Below are 21,597 nucleotides of genomic sequence, written 5' to 3'. Positions count from 1 at the left end.
CAAGGTATAGTGTAATAAGTCAAGAAATACGAACGTATGGTTGCCGTATGAAAGGTGGAAATCAGATGAGTAAACGAGAAACGTTTAACGAGACGTTTTTAAAAGCTGCGCGGGGAGAAAAAGCGGATCACACGCCTGTGTGGTATATGAGGCAAGCAGGGCGCTCACAGCCGGAATACCGCAAGCTGAAGGAAAAGTACGGATTGTTTGAGATCACCCATCAGCCCGAACTTTGTGCGTATGTCACAAGACTGCCGGTTGAGCAATACGGAGTCGATGCTGCAATCCTTTATAAAGATATCATGACGCCGCTGCCGTCAATCGGTGTGGATGTTGAAATCAAAAACGGGATCGGTCCTGTGATTGATCAGCCAATCCGGTCTCTGGCGGACATTGAAAAACTCGGCCAAATTGATCCGAAACAGGACGTGCCGTACGTGCTTGAGACAATTAAACTGCTTGTCAATGAGCAGCTGAACGTCCCGCTCATCGGTTTCTCAGGTGCGCCTTTTACGCTTGCAAGCTATATGATCGAAGGCGGCCCGTCGAAAAACTACAATAAAACAAAAGCCTTCATGTACAGCATGCCGGATGCATGGAATCTGCTGATGTCCAAGCTTGCCGACATGATCATCGTGTACGTGAAAGCGCAGATTGAGGCAGGCGCAAAAGCGATTCAAATCTTTGATTCGTGGGTCGGCGCATTGAATCAGGCAGATTACAGAACATACATCAAACCCGTAATGAACCGGATTTTTTCAGAGCTCGCAAAGGAGAATGTGCCGCTGATCATGTTTGGCGTTGGCGCAAGCCATCTTGCAGGTGATTGGCATGACCTACCTCTCGATGTTGTCGGGCTTGACTGGAGACTCGGCATTGATGAAGCCAGATCAAAAGGAATTACTAAAACAGTGCAGGGCAACCTGGACCCGTCCATTTTGCTTGCGCCATGGGAAGTCATTGAGAAGAAAACAAAGGAAATACTTGATCAGGGTATGAAATCAGACGGCTTCATTTTCAATCTTGGCCATGGGGTATTTCCTGACGTCAGTCCCGAGGTTTTGAAAAAACTGACAGCATTTGTCCATGAATATTCACAAAATAAAAAAATGGGTCAATATTCCTAAGCATATCTTTTGGTATCTTAATGATATCCTGTCAAAATGTTTGTATCAGATCATTAAAGAGGGTGTAAACAGTGAGTAGAAAGAAAATGGGGCTTCTCGTGATGGCGTACGGCACGCCTTATAAGGAAGAAGATATTGAACGTTATTATACACATATCAGAAGAGGCAGAAAGCCTGAACCTGAAATGCTTCAAGATTTGAAAGACAGATACGAAGCGATTGGCGGCATTTCACCGCTTGCCAAAATCACAGAAGAGCAGGCGCATAATCTGGAACAGCACTTGAATGAAATTCAGGATGAGATTACATTTAAAGCGTATATCGGACTGAAGCATATCGAGCCGTTTATTGAAGACGCCGTAGCAGAGATGCATAAGGATGGCATTACAGAAGCAGTCAGCATCGTGCTGGCGCCGCATTTCTCCACGTTCAGCGTTCAGTCCTACAACAAACGTGCCAAAGAAGAGGCTGAAAAACTCGGCGGCTTAACGATTACGTCAGTTGAAAGCTGGTACGATGAACCGAAGTTCGTGACATATTGGGTTGACCGAGTGAAGGAAACATATGCGTCAATGCCTGAGGATGAAAGAGAAAACGCAATGCTTATCGTATCCGCACACAGCCTGCCAGAAAAAATCAAAGAATTTGGAGACCCGTACCCGGACCAGCTGCATGAATCGGCGAAATTGATTGCTGAAGGCGCAGGCGTTTCCGAATATGCTGTCGGCTGGCAAAGTGAAGGGAACACGCCTGATCCTTGGCTCGGACCCGATGTTCAGGATTTAACACGTGATTTATTCGAACAAAAAGGCTATCAAGCATTTGTATATGTTCCTGTTGGATTTGTCGCGGATCACTTAGAAGTGCTTTATGATAATGATTATGAATGCAAAGTGGTTACTGACGATATCGGCGCAAGCTATTACCGGCCGGAAATGCCAAATGCCAAGCCTGAATTTATTGATGCTTTGGCAACAGTCGTATTAAAAAAATTAGGACGTTAAAGAAGGCGATGAACATGAGTGACGGCAAAAAACATGTAGTCATCATCGGCGGCGGCATTACCGGTTTAGCCGCCGCCTTCTATATGGAAAAAGAAATCAAAGAAAAGAATCTGCCGCTTGAGCTGACACTTGTTGAGGCAAGTCCGAGAGTCGGCGGGAAAATCCAGACTGTCAAGAAAGACGGCTATATCATCGAAAGAGGGCCAGACTCATTTCTGGAACGAAAGAAAAGCGCCCCGCAGCTTGTTAAAGACTTAGGTCTTGAGCATTTGCTTGTCAACAATGCGACTGGACAATCCTATGTGCTTGTAAACCGCACCCTGCATCCAATGCCGAAGGGCGCTGTAATGGGGATACCGACAAAAATTGCGCCGTTTGTTTCTACGGGTCTGTTTTCCTTGTCCGGGAAGGCGAGAGCTGCTATGGATTTCATCCTGCCTGCAAGCAAAACAAAGGATGATCAGTCATTGGGAGAATTCTTCCGCAGACGTGTCGGAGATGAAGTGGTCGAGAACTTAATCGAGCCGCTTCTATCAGGAATCTACGCAGGCGACATTGACAAGCTTAGCCTGATGTCGACATTCCCGCAATTTTACCAGACGGAACAAAAGCATAGAAGCCTGATTCTCGGCATGAAAAAAACAAGACCTCAAGGCTCAGGCCAGCAGCTGACGGCAAAAAAACAAGGGCAGTTCCAGACTCTGTCAACCGGTTTGCAGACCCTTGTAGAAGAGATCGAAAAGCAGTTAAAGCTGGCGAAGGTGTATAAAGGCACAAAAGTGACCAAACTCAGCCATAGCGGCTCTGGCTATTCGCTCGAACTTGATAACGGCGTCACACTTGATGCTGATTCAGTAATTGTGACTGCTCCGCATAAAGCGGCTGCGGGAATGCTTTCTGAGCTTCCTGCCATTTCTCATTTGAAAAATATGCACTCCACATCCGTGGCAAACGTCGCTTTAGGTTTCCCTGAAGGCTCCGTCCAAATGGAGCATGAGGGCACGGGTTTTGTCATTTCAAGAAACAGTGACTTTGCGATCACAGCCTGTACGTGGACGAATAAAAAATGGCCGCACGCAGCGCCGGAAGGCAAAACGCTGCTTCGGGCATATGTCGGAAAAGCCGGAGACGAATCCATTGTCGATCTATCAGATAATGACATTATCAACATTGTGTTAGAAGACTTAAAGAAAGTCATGAACATAAACGGCGAGCCGGAAATGACATGTGTCACCCGATGGCATGAAAGCATGCCGCAGTACCATGTCGGCCATAAGCAGCGTATCAAGGAGCTGCGTGAAGCACTTGCATCTGCGTATCCGGGTGTTTATATGACAGGCGCTTCTTTCGAAGGTGTCGGCATTCCCGACTGCATTGATCAAGGAAAAGCTGCCGTGTCTGACGCGCTTACCTATTTATTCAGCTAAAACCTCCGCTATATCGCGGAGGTTTTTTGATGTGCAATGGCAATATTGTGTAAAAAAATGATTGAATTGAACGGAAGGTTATGATACATTTGCATATGTACTTAATGACTAAAATGTTCAAACGGTCAGTTTCGAGGTGAATACAATGTCAATAGATCGAAAAAAGCTCATTTTGGAGGCGGCTACAAAGTCTTTCACGCAGTTCGGGTATAAAGCGACGACAATGGATCTTGTCGCAAAACTTGCGAACGTGGGGAAGGGAACCATTTATACTTTTTTCAAAAACAAAGAAGAGCTGTTTGACGAGATTTTCACTACTTTATTAAAGGAAATGAAGCAAAAAGCGGATGAAGCGATGGAGCCGAACCTTCCGTTCCATGAAAATGTGCACAGAGCGCTGTTTGCCATTCTGGAGTTCAGGAAAACACATCAGCTGACGATTAAAATTTTCCAAGAGAATGCCGAGATTGGTACAATGGCTGTTCAGGAAGTGATCCAGAAAATGGAGCGAGCCATACTGTCTTATATCAAAAGTAAGATTGAAGACGGGATCAAAAGCGGCGCAATCAAGCCGTGCGACCCTGAGCTGACAGCCTTTGTGATGCTGAAGCTTTATATCGCGCTCATTTTTGACTGGGAAAAACAACACCCCCCGCTTGATAAAGAGACAATTGCGGGACTGCTTGAATTGTATGTTGTCAAAGGATTGTCAGCGAACTAGATAATCCTTTCTCTTTGCAAGAAAATGACCATTTTTCATGATGAGTCAGTTTTAGAATGGAGGCATCAGGATGAACACAATACGAAGTCAGTGGAAAGACATCGTAACAAGTAAAAAATTATTGATTCCCATCATTGCCATTTTGTTTGTCCCGCTTATTTACAGCGGCGTATTCTTAAAGGCTTATTGGGACCCGTACGGCACAGTTGACCAGCTGCCTGTCGTTGTCGTCAACCAAGACAAGGGAGCAACGTATGAAGGAGAAAAACTTCAAATCGGTGATGATCTGGTCAAAGAATTAAAGGATAATAACAACTTTGATTGGCATTTTTCCAATGATCTCGACCAATCGTTAAAGGACTTATTGAATCAAAAATATTATTTAGTTGTCGAGATTCCTGAGGATTTTTCTAAGAATGCCAGCACTGTATTAGACAAAAATCCGAAAAAATTGGATCTGAAATACCATACAAATGCAGGGTCCAACTATGTAGGGGCAACGATCGGCGAAAAAGCAATTGATAAACTGAAAGCCTCTGTTTCAAAAGAAGTGACCGAGCAATATACGAAAGTTATTTTTGATAACTTTAAAGATATCGCAAAAGGTTTGAGCGACGCGAGCAGCGGCGCGAAAAAAATTGATGACGGCACAAAGGATGCGAAAAACGGAAGCGCCCAGCTGAAAGAAAATCTGGCGAAGCTGAAGGAAAGCACCGCTACCATCAGTGACAAAACAGCGCAGCTTGCAGATGGAGCGGCTCAGGTGACGAGCGGCATCCAATCACTTGACAGCTCGCTTGGGAAATTCCAGGACAGCAGCAACCAGATTTATGATAAATCTGGTCAGCTTGCAACAGGATCTGGCAAGATAACGGGCAAACTGAATGAACTGAATGCCGGCCTTCAAAAGGTGCAGCAGGGCTTGCCTAATCTGACAAACGGGCTGGATCAGCTCAACAGTAAAGCGCAAGAAGAGTCGGAAAAAGCAGCAAAAGCGGAAAAACTCATAAATGCGCTCGATTTAACACAGCTTGAAACAGCTGTGAACAACCTGGAAAAGTCAGAAACTGCGATGAAGGAATTTAAAAAACAGCTGTCTGACTTTGAAAACAGCTTAAAAAACCGTGATCAGGCATTCAAAAATCTCATCAATTCGAGTGATTTCTTAACAGCGGAGCAAAAAAGCCAGTTGATCAGCTCTGTTGAAAAGCAGCTTCCGAAAGTTGATGCGCCTGATTTTGATGAAATTTTAAGTGGGCTTCCTTCAGCTGATCAGCTGCCTGACATCGCAACGATAAAAAGCTCATTGGAAGATGTGAAAGCGGAGGTTGCCCAGGTGAAGGCATTGCCGGAAGCTACCGCTAAGCTTTATAACGGCGCAAAAGCCACTCAAGATGCGATTGACAAATTAACTGCTGGATCTGAGAAGATATACAATGGTTCACAGCAGCTGACAGAAAACCAAAATAAACTGACAGCGGGCATCGGTGAATATAATAAGCAATTCGCAAAAGCAAAAGCGGGCTCAGAGCAATTGGTGACAGGAAGCAGCCAAGTATCCGGCGGATTGTTTAAGCTGTTAGACGGGTCTAAACAGGTCCAAAGCGGATCATCAAAACTTGCAGACGGATCTGCATCACTTGATACAGGTTTAGGCAAGCTATTGGACGGCACAGGAGAGCTGTCTAGTAAGCTGAAGGATGCGGCTGACCAAACAGGAGATATCGATGCTGATGATCAAACATATGGCATGTTTGCAGATCCGGTTAAAACCAAAGATGATGCCATTCATTCCGTTCCTAACTACGGTACAGGGCTGACACCTTATATCCTGTCAATGGGCTTATATGTCGGCGGCATCATGCTGACGGTTGTCTTCCCGCTGAAGGAAGCGTCAGGACGTCCGAGAAACGGTTTTGAGTGGTTCTTCAGCAAATTCAATGTCATGATGCTTGTAGGAATCATTCAATCATTGATTGTGGCGACGGTTCTTCTATTGGGAATTGGTCTCGAGGTAGAGAGCACGTGGAGATTTTACGTGTTTACGATCATTACGAGTCTAGCTTTCCTGGCGATAATTCAATTTTTGGCTACAACGATGGGCAACCCGGGACGATTTATCGCAGTCATTATTTTAGTGCTGCAGCTGGGAGCGAGCGGAGGAACCTTCCCGCTTGAATTGCTTCCGAATTTCTATCAAGTCATCCATGGCGCATTGCCGATGACCTACAGCATTAACGGATTCAGAGCAGTCATTTCAAACGGTGACTTTGGCTACATGTGGCAGATGGCCGGCGTCTTAATCGGCATCGCCCTCGTCATGATTGCACTAAGCATTACTTACTTTACAATGTTAAGCCGGAAGGAAGAATCATCAGAAGAACAGCCGGCTTCATAAAGAAAAAGAACTTGTTTCCTTGGAAACAAGTTCTTTTTTTGTTACATTCCCCATTTAATAAGCAATCCTGTATAGGTTAATCCGCCGCCAAACCCGAAAAGCAAAACGATTTGATCTTTTTTCAGCTTCCCGGCTTTCACTGCGAGATCGAGCGCCAAAACAATTGAAACCGAAGACGTGTTTCCGTAGTGCTCAACACTAGTGAGCGTTTTTTCAATCGGGAACGGTGTTTTTTCACAAATTGACTCGATCATGCGCAAGTTGGCGCTGTGAGGAACAAACCAATCGAGATCATCAGAGCTGAGTCCTGCTTTATGTAAAAGCCGTTCAAATTCGCCAGGGACGGTTCGTGCGGCCCATTTATATACCTCGCGTCCGTTTTGCACCATTTTTCCAGAACCGACAAGCTGCACACCGTTTATTTCATTTCGCAGTCCGGCACGATACAAAATATCGCCGCCGTTCCCGCTTGTTCCTTGTACAGACGCAAGAAATCCCGGCGTCTCTTCATCTCGTTCCACTAACAGCGCACCCGCGGCATCGCCGAACAGAACGCATGTCGTTCGATCGGTATAATCCGTTACCTTTGATAACGTCTCTCCGGCGATCATGAGAATTTTTTGATGAAGGCCAGATGTGATCAATCCATTTGCCAAATGGAGGCCGTAAGTCAGCCCGGCGCATGTCGCATTAATATCCAGCGCGCCGGTGCTTTCCCAGCCGAAATATTCCTGTACGCGGCATGCCGTACTCGGAAAGGCGTAATCGGATGTGGTTGTGGCAACGAGGATCATATCGACATCATCAAGTGTTCCTTTATAACGGCTCTTGAGATTCTTCACAGCTTCTATGCATAAATCAGAGGTAAATTGATGTTCATCCGCAATCCGGCGTTCTCTCATTCCTGTGCGCTGAACGATCCATTCATCAGAGGTATCAACGATCTTTTCTAAATCTGCATTGGTTAAGCGTCTGCTCGGCGCATAGGTGCCGATAGCTGTAATTTTTGCTTTTGACATATGAATCACTCCTTATGGTCAGATTATAACACTAGATATTAGTATCTGGTACTAAAAAAGAAGGTTTTTTTACAAAAAAAGAGAAGTGTAGAATAGGGAATCTATGAAAAAGAAAAAGGAGGCTGAAAAATGGTCAGTCAAGAAGCAGTAGTCTTTTTGGCATTATCCGGGGCTATTGCGTTTCTGTTGCCAATCGGGCTGATTGTATGGTTTAAGCGAAAGTATGGCGCCTCGCTTAAAGTGTTTTTTATTGGCGCTCTCACGTTTTTTGTCTTCGCTCAGCTGCTGGAAGGCGGCGTTCATGTTTATGTACTGCAAGTGAATGAAATGACGAAAGAAGCGATGCAACATCCATTATGGTATGGCATTTACGGCTGCTTGATGGCCGGAATTTTTGAGGAGTGCGGAAGGTATATGATGATGCGATTTTTTATGAAGCGCCATCATACCTGGGCGGATGGTCTGGCTTTCGGGGCCGGCCATGGCGGGCTTGAAGCCATCCTGATTACAGGCTTGTCCTCTGTCTCACTTATTGTATACGCATTTGCAATCAATAGCGGTACGTTTGAACAGCTTTTGGTCAATGGCGACGTCAAACAGGCGCTTTTGCCGATACAGGAGCAGCTGCTGCATACTCCTTCGTATGAATGGATGCTGGGCGGAATAGAAAGAATCAGTGCCATTGCCGTCCAAATTGGGCTGTCTCTGCTTGTTTTGTACGCGGTTAAAAGCCGCCGACCGTTGTTTTTGTTGTATTCTATTCTTTTACATGCACTGTTTAATGTACCGGCGGTTTTATATCAGAGAGGAATCATAGAGCATGCTGCAGCTGTTGAAATCATTATTGCTCTTATAGCGGCTTTATCAGTTTATTGGATTGTAAAAGCAAAAAGGGTGTTTCAATAAAAGGTCCAAGCAGCAGCAATGCCCGCTTGGAAAAATGTGAATGGAAATATTCATTAAGCATGGGTCATCAGAATATTTCTGATTCAGTCTTTAGCAATGACAGCAAGAATGTCTGTGTTTTTTACAAGAGAAACAATGGTGTTTCTTTTTCTTCTTCTTCTCGCAAGGGTCATGGCATTCTTTCTTTTTCTTGCAATGGTCGTGGAAATCTTTATCGAACCACTCGTCAAAGAACCAAAAATCATCGAACCAATCGTGACAACGACATTTCTGTTCATGTGAATGACGACAGCACATAGATATCCCTCCTCTTCCCATGCTCTCTACAGCATATGAGAGATTGATAGGAAAAGATTGGACGGGTCCCTCGGGAAAAGAGTATATTTTAAGTAGAAAATAAAAGGAGGAATGCCCTATGACGTCCGTACGTAAAACGATGGAGCTCATTAAAGAACTTGTATCGATCCCAAGTCCGACAGGAAATACATATGAGGTGATCAATTATATTGAAAGCCTTTTAAAAGAATGGAAGGTAGAAACGGTTCGGAACCACAAGGGCGGCTTAATTGCAACGCTTCCAGGACGCGACACATCCCGGCATCGTATGCTGACAGCGCACGTTGACACCCTCGGCGCTATGGTGAAGGAGATTAAAGCGGACGGCCGGCTGAAAATCGACTTAATCGGCGGGTTCCGCTACAACTCGATTGAGGGGGAGTATTGCCAAATTGAAACCGCCTCGGGAAAAACATACACAGGCACAATTTTAATGCATCAAACGTCTGTGCACGTATACAAAGACGCGGGAAAGGCTGAGCGGAATCAAGAGAATATGGAGATCCGCCTAGATGAACCTGTTCACTGCCGGAAAGATACGGAGGAGCTTGGCATTGGCGTCGGAGACTTTGTGTCGTTCGATCCACGTGTCGAGATCACATCAAGCGGATTTATTAAATCGCGCCATTTGGATGACAAAGCAAGCGTCGCCTTATTGCTCCGCTTAATTCATCAAATTCAAACAGAAGACATTGAGCTGCCGTATACAACCCATTTTCTTATTTCCAATAATGAAGAAATCGGTTACGGCGGGAATTCGAATATTCCTCCTGAAACAGTTGAATATTTGGCGGTTGATATGGGGGCTATCGGTGACGGGCAGGCGACTGATGAATATTCAGTATCAATCTGTGTGAAGGATGCGAGCGGGCCGTATCATTATCAGCTCAGAAAGCATTTAGTTCAATTAGCCGAGAAGCATCATATCGACTATAAGCTTGATATATATCCGTACTACGGGTCTGATGCGTCAGCAGCGATCAAATCCGGGCATGATATTGTGCATGGCCTCATAGGGCCGGGAATTGACGCTTCCCATGCATTTGAACGCACCCATAAATCATCTCTTCGCCATACCGCTAAGCTTCTGTATTACTATGTACAGTCACCAATGGTATAAGGGGGAGGACCAATGAAGATTTATAAGCTGAAAAGCACATTCGGCTGGGAAGGTGATGACGGGTTGGGAGAACAGCTGATTCAGCAGATCCTTGCCGGAGAAAAAACCGCCACGTGCGCGCCGAAATCATTGTATTCAAAAGATGAATTGAGGGACGTTTATCAAACAGCGGGTCAGCTTGTTACCGTTTATGATAAACATGACAATCCAAGATGCAATATAAAAGTAACAGATGTCTTTGAAACCAGCTTTGGTGCGCCTGATATGAGGTTAGTCAAAGGAGAGGGCAATGGAGACCGAATTGAGGAGTTTCAAGAGGATCATCAGATGGCATGGGCGGAACTGATCAAAAGCGGTGAACTGGAGCTGAATGAGGATACTGTTTTGATTACAGAGCTGTTTGTGCTCGTTAAAGATTAAAAAAAGCCTGCGGGGCAAGAACCCCGCAGGCTTTTCATTAACCAGAAATGGTTGCGTTTTGTTCTGTTTTCGATTGGGACATAACAGTTTCTGCTTTCGCAGGATTAAACATGCCTTCCCATTTAGACATCACAACGGCAGCAAGCGCGTTACCAGTCAGGTTGACAACTGTACGTGCCATATCCATGATGCGGTCTACGCCGGCAATAAAGGCAAGTCCTTCAGCCGGAACGCCGATGGTGCCAAGCGTTGCAAGCAAGACAACAAAAGAAGTACCAGGCACGGCAGCCATCCCTTTAGATGTCACCATTAAGACGAGCACAAGCGTAATTTGGTGCCAAATCGTCAAATCAATGCCATATACCTGTGCTAAAAAGAGTGCGGCAATAGATTGATAGAGAACGGAACCGTCTAAGTTAAACGTGTAACCGATCGGAATAACAAAGGAAACAATGCCTTTCGGACATCCGATTTTCTCCATTTTTTCCATAATGCGCGGAAGAACCGTTTCAGAGCTGGACGTACTGAACGCCAGTAAGATTTCGTCCTTCATGTAAGCAAGGAACTTGAAGATGCTGATGCCGGCAATTTTTGCGACAATCCCGAAAATAACAATTAAGAAGAAAGCAAGCGCGACATAAACCAATCCGACGAGCTTTCCGAGAGAGATAAGAGAACCGAGTCCGAATTTAGACACAGTCACTCCGATAAGAGCGAAAACGCCGAATGGCGCCACTTTCATCACAAGGTTTACAACGTGGAACATGGCATGGGATACACCTTCAAAAAAGGCTAATACAGGCTTGCCTCTTTCACCGATCGCGGAAATACCCAATGCAAATAGTACTGTAAAGCAGATGATGGCTAGAAGATCCCCTTCGACCAATGACTGGAAGAAGTTTGTCGGCACAATATGGAGGAACGTTTCCGCCACTGATTTATTACTTTGTTCTTTTTCAGTTTCAACATATTGACTGATGTCCGATTTTTGAGCTTCGTGTATATTAACTCCTGTACCCGGATGGAAGATGTTTGCAAGGGCTAGTCCGAGAATAATGGCAAAAGTCGTGATGATCTCGAAGTACAGAATCGTTCTGAAGCCTAATTTACCGACTTGCTTTCCATTTCCTGCACCGGCTACACCGATGATTAAGCTGGAGACAACAATAGGAATCACTATCATTTTGATTAAGCGTAAAAAGAGATCCCCGATTGGCTGCAGGTAAGTAGGCAATGCTGGGTTGCCATACCAAATGACGCCAACAATGACACCTAGAATAAGTCCAACGAATATTTGTGTGGCTAATCCAAACTTAATTCTTTTCATAGATTACCTCCCAAAAAACAAAGTATCAACATATATCATGAATAGACATATATTTAATCTCACTATTAGATCAAATTATAATAGATAAGAAATCAATTCGTCTATAGTAAATTATATTTCGAAAATAAAGAATATTCAATGACATTATGATAATCACCAGAATTATCTAAAAACAGGTGAGCTTTGACCTAACCTGACTATTATTTCAAAATTAAGAGATATGTGAAAAAATAAGAAAATCCCACGCGTAAGGCGCGGGATTTTCGCTCATTACAAATCGTTTACTTTTATACAGTCATTGCAGATATTACCATAGCACTCATGCTGCTCTTCTATCTTTTTTCCGCATTCCGCACACTTTTTCGAAGGCAGGTTTCTAAAAAATTCTGTGATTTTCCCCAGCATAACCAATCCCTCTTTCCCCTTTGTAGTGATTTCATTGTAATATAACAGATTGAAAAAATCAATAACTGTTTTGATACAATGTTTAAAACATGCTTTTTTCAAGAAAAATGGGTATATTGAAGGAGGATCAATTTTTTTGAAAAGATAGGAGGACATTATGAAAGTTACAGTTATCGGATGCTATGGCGGTTTTCCGGCCGCAAATGAAGCGACGTCAGGCTATTTGTTTCAATCAGGTGATTACTCTCTGCTTGTTGATTGCGGCAGTGCCGTATTGTCTAAGCTGTTCGGATATGTGCCGGCGGAAAAGCTGGATGCGGTCGTTCTGTCTCATTATCACCATGACCATATCGCTGATATCGGGCCGCTTCAATTTGCCAAGCAAGTCGGTTCGTTTCTCGGCAAAGGAGAGCATACGCTTCCGATTTACGCACATGATGCTGATATAGAACAGTTTCAAAAGCTTACATATAAAACACATACAAAAGGGATCGCCTATCAGCCGGATCAGCCGCTGACTGCCGGTCCGTTTACGATCACCTTTTTAAAAACGATTCACCCGGTGACGTGCTATGCCATGCGGATTACTGACGGCAGCCACACTGTCGTTTATACTGCTGATTCCAGCTATCAGGATTCATTTATACCGTTTTCGAAAGATGCTGATTTATTGATCTCGGAATGCAATTTTTATGCCGATCAAGACGGAACAAGTGCAGGCCATATGAACAGCCTGGAAGCCGGGCGCATTGCAAAAGAAGCGGGAGCGGGAGAACTGCTGCTGACACATTTGCCGCATTTTGGCGTGCATGACAACCTTCGCAAAGAAGCGAAAACCGTTTTTAACGGAGAAGTGAATATTGCGAAATCAGGTTTTGTGTGGGAAGGATAAAGGAGGAGCACCATGTTATTTATAGACAATCAAAATATCAATGATCCGCGGATCAATCTTGCTATCGAGGAGTACTGTGTCAAGCATTTAGACCCTGAACAGCAATATTTGCTCTTTTATGTGAATCAACCGTCTATTATCATTGGGAAAAACCAAAATACAATAGAAGAAATCAATACAAAATATGTTGAGGAAAACGGGATTATCGTCGTCCGCCGTTTATCAGGCGGGGGCGCTGTGTACCATGATCTGGGGAACTTGAACTTCAGCTTTATTACCAAGGATGACGGGGACAGCTTTCATAACTTTAAAAAATTCACTGAGCCGGTGATTCAGGCGTTACATCAGCTTGGGGTTGAAGCCGAATTAAGCGGCCGGAACGACATTGTAGTAGATGGCCGGAAAATATCCGGAAACGCTCAGTTTGCAACGAAAGGCCGTATTTTCAGCCACGGCACCCTCATGTTTGATTCAGCCATTGATCATGTTGTATCAGCATTAAAGGTGAAAAAGGATAAAATTGAATCAAAAGGCATCAAATCGATCAGAAGCCGAGTGGCAAACATCAGTGAGTTTCTCGATGATAAAATGACCACCGAAGAATTCCGCAGCCATTTGCTTCGCCATATTTTTAACACAAACGACATTGGAAACGTGCCGGAGTATAAGCTGACGGAAAAAGATTGGGAGACCATTCATCAAATTTCGAAAGAGCGCTATCAGAATTGGGATTGGAACTACGGCCGCTCGCCGAAATTTAACCTTAATCATTCGAAACGTTATCCGGTTGGATCGATCGATTTGCGCCTAGAGGTCAAGAAAGGCAAAATCGAGGACTGCAAAATCTTCGGAGATTTCTTTGGTGTCGGTGATGTATCTGAAATTGAAAACCTGCTGGTCGGAAAACAATACGAACGCAGCGTCATCGCTGATGTGCTCGAAGGTGTGAATCTCAAGCATTACTTTGGGAACATTACGAAAGAGGATTTCCTTGATCTGATTTATTAAGGCAAAACACATCGTTTGAAAGAGCGGTTGTGTTTTTGAAATAATGGAGGCAGGAGGGATTCACATGAAAGTGTTTTTAATCGGAGCGAACGGACAAATCGGGCAAAGACTCGTCTCTTTATTCCAAGATAATCCTGATCATTCCATCAGAGCGATGGTCAGAAAAGAAGAACAGAAAGCGTCTCTTGAAGCTGCCGGTGCAGAAGCTGTGCTTGCGAATCTGGAGGGCAGCCCGGAAGAAATCGCCGCTGCGGCAAAAGGCTGTGACGCGATCATTTTCACAGCCGGTTCCGGCGGCAGCACAGGCTATGATAAAACGCTGCTGGTGGATCTTGATGGAGCGGCAAAAGCCATTGAAGCTGCGGACATTGCCGGAATCAAACGGTTTATTATGGTCAGCGCCCTGCAAGCCCATAACCGTGAAAATTGGAATGAGGCACTCAAACCTTATTATGTGGCCAAGCATTATGCTGATAAAATTCTGGTAGCGAGCGGTTTAACCTATACGATTATCCGTCCGGGAGGCCTTCGCAATGAGCCTGGAACGGGAACTGTTTCAGCAGCGAAGGATCTGGAGCGGGGATTTATTTCCCGTGATGACGTTGCAAAAACGGTCATTGCCTCTTTAGATGAGAAGAATACGGAAAATCGGGCCTTTGATCTGACAGAAGGAGATACGCCGATTGCCGAAGCATTGAAGAAACTATGACAGTACTGACACTCAGGGCTTTTTGCTCTTGAGTGTTTTTTTCTGTTTCTCTATAATGGAGGAGAAAGCTTGGCTTCAATAATGAATGACTATTCATTCACTTTAAGGGGTGGGAGAATGAATCTTGTTTCAAAATTGGAAGAAACAGCATCTGAGAAGCCCGACAGCATCGCATGCAGGTTTAAAGATCACAAGATGACGTATCAAGAGCTGAATGAACATATTCAGCGATTTGCGGACGGCCTTCAGGAAGCCGGTATGGAGAAAGGGGACCATCTAGCTTTGCTGCTTGGCAATTCGCCTGATTTTATCATCGCGTTTTTTGGCGCTTTAAAAGCTGGGATCGTGGTTGTTCCCATCAATCCGTTGTACACGCCGACAGAAATTGGTTATATGCTGACAAATGGTGATGTAAAGGCGATCGTGGGCGTTAGCCAGCTTTTGCCGCTTTATGAGAGCATGCATGAATCGCTGCCAAAGGTTGAGCTCGTCATTTTATGCCAGACGGGAGAGGCCGAGCCGGAAGCTGCGGACCCAGAGGTCAGGATGAAAATGACAACGTTTGCAAAAATATTGCGGCCGACATCTGCCGTTAAACAAAACCAAGAACCTGTCCCTGATGATACCGCGGTTATTTTATATACGTCAGGAACGACTGGAAAACCGAAAGGCGCGATGCTGACTCATCAGAATTTGTACAGCAATGCCAACGATGTCGCAGGCTATTTGGGAATGGATGAGAGGGACAATGTGGTCTGCGCTCTTCCCATGTTTCACGTGTTTTGTTTAACCGTCTGCATGAATGCACCGCTGATGAGCGGCGCAACTGTCTTGATTGAGCCTCAATTCAGTCCGGCATCTGTTTTTAAGCTTGTTAAGCAGCAGCAGGCGACCATTTTTGCCGGTGTACCTACGATGTATAATTACTTGTTTCAGCATGAAAACGGAAAGAAAGATGATTTTTCTTCCATCCGGCTGTGCATTTCGGGAGGCGCGGCCATGCCAGTCGCGTTGCTGACGGCGTTTGAAGAAAAATTCGGTGTTACCATTTTGGAAGGCTACGGGCTCTCGGAAGCATCACCCGTCACGTGCTTTAACCCGTTTGACAGGGGCAGAAAGCCGGGCTCCATAGGGACAAGTATCTTACATGTCGAAAACAAGGTCGTAGATCCGCTCGGACGCGAGCTGCCTGCTCACCAGGTCGGCGAATTGATCGTGAAAGGCCCCAATGTGATGAAGGGCTATTATAAAATGCCGATGGAAACAGAGCATGCCTTAAAAGACGGCTGGCTTTATACGGGGGACTTGGCAAGACGGGATGAGGACGGCTATTTTTACATTGTTGACCGGAAAAAAGACATGATCATTGTAGGAGGATACAATGTGTATCCGCGGGAGGTGGAGGAGGTGCTGTACAGCCATCCGGACGTCAAGGAGGCGGTTGTCATCGGCGTGCCGGACCCCCAAAGCGGGGAAGCGGTAAAGGGATATGTGGTGCCGAAACGCTCTGGGGTAACAGAAGAGGACATCATGAAGCACTGTGAAAAGCATCTGGCAAAATACAAGCGGCCTGCCGCCATTACGTTTCTTGACGATATTCCGAAAAATGCGACGGGGAAAATGCTCAGACGGGCACTGAGAGATATTTTGCCCCAATAAAATGAAAAAGCGAAGCGGTTAGCTTCGCTTTTTCATTTTCAATCCTTTGCTTCTTTTTTAATAATATTTAGCAGCGCCTTTGTATCATTTTTGCTTAATTTGTAGTATGTGCCATCCTTCAAAAAAACGGCTTGCTGGCTGCCGTCAATCCATAGTCTGAATGAGTCATACCGGTCTTTATGAAACTTGATTGACCCTTCGTAATCAGGGGCTGATGTTTTTTCTGTCTTCACCTGTTTTCCCTGATTCATAATATCCAGCATATCTTTGACGTGCTGTCTTTTTTCAATCTCGATATCTTCCTGGCCGCTTGAAGACAGTGTGATCAAATCCGCGTCTACCGATTGATACACATCGCCTGATCGGCTGTAAAGATAGAAAAATGCTATAAACACAAGACCGATTACCACGATGGCTGCCACTATTTTTTTCATTTGCATCACTCCAAACATTGTTAGTTTTCCCAGCGATCAGGCTTTCCATGCTTAAAAGGATGGAAAAGTGCGGAACACAGCTTGGTTCTAAGAATTTGAATTTATGATTAGAATAGAAGTAACGGGTTGATGTGAGGAGTGAGGCGTTATGCGCAAGTGGATTGCGGCAGCAGGACTTGCTTACGTGCTGTACGGGCTGTTTTTTTATTGGTATTTTTTCCTGTCGGGTGATTCCGCAATACCGGAAGCCGTGAAAGGGACGCAGGCTGATCCGGCTTCTTTCATGAAGCCGTCTGAGTTGGCAGTGGCCGAGCAGTATTCGAATGTCAAGAATTTTTTATTTTTTATCGGGGTACCACTTGATTGGTTTCTGTTTTTTGTTCTGCTGGTCAGCGGTGTTTCAAAGAAAATCAAGAAATGGATGGAAGCGGCCGTGTCTTTTCGGTTTTTGCAGACCGTTGGTTTTGTCTTTGTGCTTTTGCTGATTACAACATTGGTGACGCTGCCTTTAGATTGGATAGGCTATCAAGTATCGCTTGACTATAACATTTCCACACAGACAACGGCCAGCTGGGCTAAGGATCAGGTTATCAGCTTTTGGATCAGCTTTCCAATCTTTGCGCTTTGCATTCTCGTTTTTTATTGGCTGATCAAAAGGCATGAAAAAAAATGGTGGTTATACGCCTGGCTGTTAACAGTGCCGTTTTCGCTTTTTCTGTTTTTTATTCAGCCGGTCATTATCGATCCTTTATACAATGATTTTTATCCGCTGAAAAACAAAGAGCTTGAAAGCAAAATTTTAGAGCTGGCAGATGAAGCCAATATTCCGGCTGATCATGTATATGAAGTGAACATGTCAGAAAAAACAAATGCGCTGAATGCCTATGTTACAGGAATTGGGGCCAACAAACGGATTGTATTGTGGGATACGACGCTGAACAAACTTGACGATTCAGAAATTCTGTTTATTATGGGCCATGAAATGGGCCATTATGTCATGAAGCACGTCTATATCGGACTGGCCGGCTATTTGCTCGTGTCGCTCGCTGGATTTTATGTCATTGATAAGCTTTACAAGCGGACGGTTCGCCTAACCCGCAGCATGTTTCATTTAGAAGGGCGGCATGATCTTGCGGCACTTCCGCTGTTATTGCTTTTGTTTTCTGTTTTGAGCTTTGCGGTGACGCCTTTTTCTAATGCTGTCTCGCGTTATCAGGAGAATAAGGCTGACCAGTATGGGATCGAGTTGACAGAGAACAGAGAAGCCGCTGTTAAAACGTTTCAGGATTTGGCCGTGACGGGGCTGAGCCAGGTTGATCCTCCGGTGCTTGTGAAGATTTTCAGAGGCAGCCATCCGTCGATCATGGAACGGATTCAACATGCGGAGAAAGAAGAGAATGCGTCGGAACATCAGGATGCTGACAAATAAAAAGAAGCAGGTATGGAGGAACCTGCTTCTTTTTACTATTATTGTGCAGCTGCTTGTACGTTGATTAACCCTTTTCCATAGTAGAAAGAGTTTCCAAGATATGTTGCAGTGCTTTCTAAACGATCACGGACTTGCGCGTTTGTCCAAGTCGGATGCTTAGAAAGAATTAGCGCTGCTGCTCCGGCAACGTGAGGAGTCGCCATTGACGTTCCGTTGTAAGCACCGTAAGTGCCTCCAGGAAGTGTGCTTTGGATGGACACGCCAGGAGCCATTACATCAAGCTCAGAACCTGCGCTTGAGAATGAAGCTCTTTGGTTGCTGCTGTTTACCGCACCTACCGCAATGGTAGAAGGATATTTTGCAGGGTAGCCGACTGTGCTTGTGCTGCCCGATGAACCTTCGTTTCCGGCAGCGGCAGCAACGACGATACCGCTGGAAACTGCTTTATCAACGACTGTTTTCAGAGCTGTAGATCCAGAAGGTCCGCCAAGGCTCATGTTGATAACATCCATATTGTTGGAAATAGCCCACTCAATGCCGTTAATAATCCAGCTGTATTGGCCGCTTCCTGTTGAGTCAAGAACTTTTACTGCATATAACGATGCGTTTGGCGCTACGCCCAGAACACCGATTGTGTTATTAAGAGCGGCAATCGTACCGGCTACGTGTGTGCCGTGAGAACTGCCGTCCTGGTATGGGTTTGTTTCAGAAGGTACGAAGCTTGCTCCGCCTCTGACGTTTAAGTCAGGATGAGAAGAGTCAATTCCGCTGTCGATAACAGCTACTTTTACGTTAGAGCCTGTGTAGCCTTGAGAGTGAAGAGCCGGCGCTTTAATTTGAGAAATGCCGTAAGGAACAGATTGCGCATATTCATGTGCAATATGATCTTCTTCCACATATGCAACGCTCGGATCTTGTTTCAATTCTTTTACAGCTTTTTCATCCAATGTTGCTGCGGCTGCGTTAACATACTTAAACTGCTTTTGAACCTTTCCGCCTTTTTCAGAAATAACATCCTTTTTCTTGGCGGAACTCATGGCACTCATTGTCTGTTTAAATCCAACAATGTATTTCTTTTCTGTACTGCTTTTTCCGGCAGCCTGCGCAGACATGTTGCTGAACGCCATCGTAAAGATTAACGTTAACGCAAACAACAAGCTGATCCACAATTTTTTGCTTCTCACTCTTTACCCTCTCCTTTTAAAAAATTCAGAGTAGACTTACTTAAAAGACTATTCTGTGAATTTATTGTAATAGATGGAATAATATTTTAGTAGACCCATTTTTTTGAGATGATTTTATCTCTATTTAGGTATATCATCTCTCGCTATTTCCGTAGAGACTCGAAATAACTACTTTCGTACAGAAAAGAACGAAAATAGACATGAGTAAATGTTCATTATGCTGAAATGTCATGCTTTTTTAGGTTAAATGCTCCTGAGTCCCGGCAAAATCCTGTCGAAAAAATTCGTTCAAATGACCTGCATGTGTTTCCGTGAGAACAATGGATATTATCGTGATATTTTTTCAATGCATGATGATAAAAGTATTCTGGAAAATAAACTTTACAGAAAATTCTATTAGGGATAGAAGAGGGAGGAAGAAATGAGATGAACATTCGCCAAGCAAAGACATCAGATGTGGCCGCCATTGCGCCGTTGTTTAACCAATATCGGGAATTTTATAGACAGGCATCTGATTTGCAAGGGGCAGAGGCTTTTTTGAAAGCTCGTTTGGAAAATCACGAGTCTGTTATTTTGATAGCAGAAGAAAATGGAGAATTCATAGGCTTTACCCAGCTCTATCCAACGTTTTCTTCTGTGTCAATGAAAAGGATCTACATATTAAATGACTTATTTGTCGTTCCTCAGGCGCGTACAAAGGGAGCCGGTGGCCGGCTGCTTTATGCAGGGGGGCAAAATGTTTAGCACTTCAGACTGAGACCACAACCGGAAGGCAAGAAGCTTGTATGAGCAAAACGGCTATGAAGAGGATACCGCATTTGTCCATTATCGTCTCAATGTGCCGGCGAAGTGAAAATGGCGGCTTGATGATTTGGTTTTTTGAACGTTCTTCGGTTACGATATAAATGAAAAGGAGTGTGCCGAATGTCAACGTTATTTCAAGCATTGCAGGCAGAAAAAAATGCCGATGATGTTTCAGTCCATGTGAAAACCATATCAACAGAGGATTTGCCGAAGGATGGTGTCCTGATTAAAGTTGCTTATTCCGGCATCAATTACAAAGATGGTCTGGCCGGAAAAGCAGGAGGCAATATTGTCAGAGAGTATCCGCTTATTTTAGGCATCGATGCTGCGGGTACGGTCGTCTCTTCCAATGATCCGCGTTTTGCGGAGGGGGATGAGGTGATCGCGACAAGCTATGAGCTCGGTGTCTCCCGTGATGGCGGATTAAGTGAATACGCTTCGGTGCCTGGTGACTGGCTGGTGCCTTTGCCACAGAATCTTTCGTTAAAAGAAGCGATGGTGTACGGAACGGCGGGATTTACTGCGGCGTTATCAGTGCATCGGCTTGAACAGAACGGTCTGTCTCCGGAAAAAGGCAGCGTGCTAGTCACAGGAGCAACTGGCGGTGTCGGCGGAATTGCGGTATCGATGCTGAACAAGCGGGGCTATGATGTGGTGGCAAGCACCGGAAACCGGGAGGCGGCTGATTATTTGAAACAGCTCGGTGCAAGCGAAGTAATCAGCAGGGAAGATGTCTATGACGGAACGCTTAAGGCGCTGTCCAAGCAGCAATGGCAGGGAGCGGTTGATCCAGTCGGCGGAAAACAGCTTGCCTCGCTTTTAAGCAAAATTCAATACGGCGGATCTGTCGCGGTGAGCGGCTTAACCGGAGGAGGAGAAGTTCCGGCAACGGTGTATCCTTTTATTCTTCGCGGAGTAAGCCTGCTCGGAATCGATTCAGTATACTGTCCGATGGACGTCAGAGCCGCTGTTTGGGAGCGCATGTCTTCTGATCTCAAGCCTGATCAGCTGCTGACCATCGTAGACAGGGAAGTATCATTGGAAGAAACGCCGGGTGCGTTAAAAGATATTTTGCAAAATCGCATTCAAGGAAGAGTGATTGTGAAGCTTTAACAGGATCAGCTTGCAGAGAATGTTATTTTTCTGCAAGCTTTTTTGTGGACAGGATGATCAGCTGCTGAACTGCTGTGTCGCGAAACAAGATTTTCCTGTAAACCGAACTTTCTCTTCTCATTTTAAAATAATTGGTGATAATGATTCTCATTCCG

20 protein-coding genes and 1 pseudogene are annotated in these 21,597 nt (G+C 44.9%); 16 read left to right on the top strand and 5 right to left on the bottom strand.

The annotated features are described in order from the left end of the window. Positions 1-65 precede the first annotated feature (65 nt). The 5 genes from hemE (at position 66) to ACQVGT_RS15220 (ending at position 6,677) form a co-directional block, all read left to right on the top strand. Positions 66-1,127, top strand: coding sequence for a uroporphyrinogen decarboxylase (gene hemE, locus ACQVGT_RS15240; protein ID WP_015483035.1), 1,062 nt, complete (start codon positions 66-68; stop codon positions 1,125-1,127). Between the two features lie 71 nt (positions 1,128-1,198). Continuing rightward, entirely contained in the window at positions 1,199-2,131 is a 933-nt protein-coding gene (gene hemH / locus ACQVGT_RS15235; protein ID WP_014663414.1) for a ferrochelatase, read from the top strand. 14 nt (positions 2,132-2,145) lie between these two features. Beyond that, positions 2,146-3,558, top strand: coding sequence for a protoporphyrinogen oxidase (gene hemY / locus ACQVGT_RS15230; RefSeq protein WP_015483036.1), 1,413 nt, complete (start codon positions 2,146-2,148; stop codon positions 3,556-3,558). A 145-nt stretch (positions 3,559-3,703) separates the two neighbouring features. Beyond that, on the top strand, positions 3,704-4,279 hold the full coding sequence (locus ACQVGT_RS15225) for a TetR/AcrR family transcriptional regulator (RefSeq protein WP_014479348.1): 576 nt from the start codon (positions 3,704-3,706) through the stop codon (positions 4,277-4,279). A gap of 70 nt (positions 4,280-4,349) precedes the next feature. Then, the gene (locus ACQVGT_RS15220; RefSeq protein ID WP_015483038.1) at positions 4,350-6,677 is read left to right on the top strand and encodes a YhgE/Pip domain-containing protein; all 2,328 of its coding nucleotides are present in this window, start codon (positions 4,350-4,352) and stop codon (positions 6,675-6,677) included. 41 nt (positions 6,678-6,718) lie between these two features. On the opposite strand, the gene fabHB is transcribed toward ACQVGT_RS15220, so the two are convergent. Continuing rightward, positions 6,719-7,696, bottom strand: a complete 978-nt coding sequence (fabHB, locus tag ACQVGT_RS15215) for a beta-ketoacyl-ACP synthase III FabHB (RefSeq protein WP_015383256.1) — start codon at positions 7,694-7,696, stop codon at positions 6,719-6,721. A gap of 129 nt (positions 7,697-7,825) precedes the next feature. Here fabHB and ACQVGT_RS15210 point away from each other — a divergent pair, with 129 nt between their 5' ends. The 4 genes from ACQVGT_RS15210 to ACQVGT_RS15195 all read left to right on the top strand — a co-directional run bounded on the left by ACQVGT_RS15210 (position 7,826) and on the right by ACQVGT_RS15195 (position 10,478). Next, positions 7,826-8,602 carry a YhfC family intramembrane metalloprotease gene (locus tag ACQVGT_RS15210; protein ID WP_015383257.1) on the top strand — a complete coding sequence of 259 codons (777 nt, stop codon included), beginning with the start codon at positions 7,826-7,828 and terminating at the stop codon, positions 8,600-8,602. 114 nt (positions 8,603-8,716) lie between these two features. Beyond that, the gene (locus tag ACQVGT_RS15205) at positions 8,717-8,884 is read left to right on the top strand and encodes a hypothetical protein (protein WP_172398294.1); all 168 of its coding nucleotides are present in this window, start codon (positions 8,717-8,719) and stop codon (positions 8,882-8,884) included. A gap of 133 nt (positions 8,885-9,017) precedes the next feature. Continuing rightward, positions 9,018-10,058, top strand: coding sequence for a M42 family metallopeptidase (locus ACQVGT_RS15200; protein ID WP_038428732.1), 1,041 nt, complete (start codon positions 9,018-9,020; stop codon positions 10,056-10,058). A 12-nt stretch (positions 10,059-10,070) separates the two neighbouring features. Next, a complete protein-coding gene (locus ACQVGT_RS15195) occupies positions 10,071-10,478 on the top strand; it encodes an ASCH domain-containing protein (RefSeq protein ID WP_015383260.1) in 408 nt (135 codons plus the stop codon). A gap of 37 nt (positions 10,479-10,515) precedes the next feature. On the opposite strand, the gene gltT is transcribed toward ACQVGT_RS15195, so the two are convergent. Together gltT and yhfH are read right to left on the bottom strand one after the other, a co-directional pair. Beyond that, on the bottom strand, positions 10,516-11,805 hold the full coding sequence (gltT, locus tag ACQVGT_RS15190) for a glutamate/proton symporter GltT (RefSeq protein WP_003245579.1): 1,290 nt from the start codon (positions 11,803-11,805) through the stop codon (positions 10,516-10,518). A gap of 270 nt (positions 11,806-12,075) precedes the next feature. Further along, complete coding sequence (gene yhfH / locus ACQVGT_RS15185) at positions 12,076-12,210, bottom strand: protein YhfH (RefSeq protein ID WP_003244802.1); 135 nt, start codon at positions 12,208-12,210, stop codon at positions 12,076-12,078. 157 nt (positions 12,211-12,367) lie between these two features. Here yhfH and ACQVGT_RS15180 point away from each other — a divergent pair, with 157 nt between their 5' ends. From ACQVGT_RS15180 to lcfB, 4 genes are all read left to right on the top strand, one after another. Then, the gene (locus ACQVGT_RS15180; RefSeq protein ID WP_015383262.1) at positions 12,368-13,102 is read left to right on the top strand and encodes an MBL fold metallo-hydrolase; all 735 of its coding nucleotides are present in this window, start codon (positions 12,368-12,370) and stop codon (positions 13,100-13,102) included. A 12-nt stretch (positions 13,103-13,114) separates the two neighbouring features. Continuing rightward, the gene (lplA, locus tag ACQVGT_RS15175; RefSeq protein WP_014479356.1) at positions 13,115-14,110 is read left to right on the top strand and encodes a lipoate--protein ligase; all 996 of its coding nucleotides are present in this window, start codon (positions 13,115-13,117) and stop codon (positions 14,108-14,110) included. 64 nt (positions 14,111-14,174) lie between these two features. Next, complete coding sequence (locus tag ACQVGT_RS15170; protein ID WP_015483041.1) at positions 14,175-14,819, top strand: SDR family oxidoreductase; 645 nt, start codon at positions 14,175-14,177, stop codon at positions 14,817-14,819. Between the two features lie 117 nt (positions 14,820-14,936). Beyond that, positions 14,937-16,478 carry a long-chain-fatty-acid--CoA ligase LcfB gene (gene lcfB / locus ACQVGT_RS15165; protein WP_046340223.1) on the top strand — a complete coding sequence of 514 codons (1,542 nt, stop codon included), beginning with the start codon at positions 14,937-14,939 and terminating at the stop codon, positions 16,476-16,478. 38 nt (positions 16,479-16,516) lie between these two features. Here the strand turns inward: lcfB and ACQVGT_RS15160 are convergent, their stop codons facing one another. Further along, positions 16,517-16,912 (bottom strand): YhfM domain-containing protein, encoded by a 396-nt coding sequence (locus ACQVGT_RS15160; protein WP_041517778.1) that lies wholly within the window; start codon positions 16,910-16,912, stop codon positions 16,517-16,519. 148 nt (positions 16,913-17,060) lie between these two features. Here ACQVGT_RS15160 and ACQVGT_RS15155 point away from each other — a divergent pair, with 148 nt between their 5' ends. Beyond that, positions 17,061-18,341, top strand: coding sequence for a M48 family metallopeptidase (locus ACQVGT_RS15155; RefSeq protein WP_015383266.1), 1,281 nt, complete (start codon positions 17,061-17,063; stop codon positions 18,339-18,341). A gap of 38 nt (positions 18,342-18,379) precedes the next feature. On the opposite strand, the gene aprE is transcribed toward ACQVGT_RS15155, so the two are convergent. Then, positions 18,380-19,525, bottom strand: coding sequence for a subtilisin AprE (gene aprE / locus ACQVGT_RS15150; protein WP_046340224.1), 1,146 nt, complete (start codon positions 19,523-19,525; stop codon positions 18,380-18,382). A gap of 426 nt (positions 19,526-19,951) precedes the next feature. Here aprE and ACQVGT_RS15145 point away from each other — a divergent pair. Beyond that, positions 19,952-20,378: pseudogene (locus ACQVGT_RS15145) on the top strand (GNAT family N-acetyltransferase). Between the two features lie 71 nt (positions 20,379-20,449). Further along, positions 20,450-21,442 (top strand): NADPH:quinone oxidoreductase family protein, encoded by a 993-nt coding sequence (locus ACQVGT_RS15140; RefSeq protein WP_003233163.1) that lies wholly within the window; start codon positions 20,450-20,452, stop codon positions 21,440-21,442. Positions 21,443-21,597: the final 155 nt, after the last annotated feature.

The organism is Bacillus sp. SCT118 (genome assembly GCF_058566435.1).
The sequence above is the reverse complement of the archived record's forward strand: the minus strand, read 5'-3'. Positions and strand labels throughout refer to the sequence as shown.

Coding starts and splice junctions, on each gene's coding strand:
- hemE (WP_015483035.1), top strand. CDS start 66: ATGAGTAAACGAGAAACGTTTAACGAGACGTTTTTAAAAGCTGCGCGG.
- hemY (WP_015483036.1), top strand. CDS start 2,146: ATGAGTGACGGCAAAAAACATGTAGTCATCATCGGCGGCGGCATTACC.
- ACQVGT_RS15225 (WP_014479348.1), top strand. CDS start 3,704: ATGTCAATAGATCGAAAAAAGCTCATTTTGGAGGCGGCTACAAAGTCT.
- ACQVGT_RS15220 (WP_015483038.1), top strand. CDS start 4,350: ATGAACACAATACGAAGTCAGTGGAAAGACATCGTAACAAGTAAAAAA.
- fabHB (WP_015383256.1), bottom strand. CDS start 7,696: ATGTCAAAAGCAAAAATTACAGCTATCGGCACCTATGCGCCGAGCAGA.
- ACQVGT_RS15210 (WP_015383257.1), top strand. CDS start 7,826: ATGGTCAGTCAAGAAGCAGTAGTCTTTTTGGCATTATCCGGGGCTATT.
- ACQVGT_RS15200 (WP_038428732.1), top strand. CDS start 9,018: ATGACGTCCGTACGTAAAACGATGGAGCTCATTAAAGAACTTGTATCG.
- ACQVGT_RS15195 (WP_015383260.1), top strand. CDS start 10,071: ATGAAGATTTATAAGCTGAAAAGCACATTCGGCTGGGAAGGTGATGAC.
- gltT (WP_003245579.1), bottom strand. CDS start 11,805: ATGAAAAGAATTAAGTTTGGATTAGCCACACAAATATTCGTTGGACTT.
- yhfH (WP_003244802.1), bottom strand. CDS start 12,210: ATGCTGGGGAAAATCACAGAATTTTTTAGAAACCTGCCTTCGAAAAAG.
- ACQVGT_RS15180 (WP_015383262.1), top strand. CDS start 12,368: ATGAAAGTTACAGTTATCGGATGCTATGGCGGTTTTCCGGCCGCAAAT.
- lplA (WP_014479356.1), top strand. CDS start 13,115: ATGTTATTTATAGACAATCAAAATATCAATGATCCGCGGATCAATCTT.
- ACQVGT_RS15170 (WP_015483041.1), top strand. CDS start 14,175: ATGAAAGTGTTTTTAATCGGAGCGAACGGACAAATCGGGCAAAGACTC.
- lcfB (WP_046340223.1), top strand. CDS start 14,937: ATGAATCTTGTTTCAAAATTGGAAGAAACAGCATCTGAGAAGCCCGAC.
- ACQVGT_RS15160 (WP_041517778.1), bottom strand. CDS start 16,912: ATGAAAAAAATAGTGGCAGCCATCGTGGTAATCGGTCTTGTGTTTATA.
- ACQVGT_RS15155 (WP_015383266.1), top strand. CDS start 17,061: ATGCGCAAGTGGATTGCGGCAGCAGGACTTGCTTACGTGCTGTACGGG.
- ACQVGT_RS15140 (WP_003233163.1), top strand. CDS start 20,450: ATGTCAACGTTATTTCAAGCATTGCAGGCAGAAAAAAATGCCGATGAT.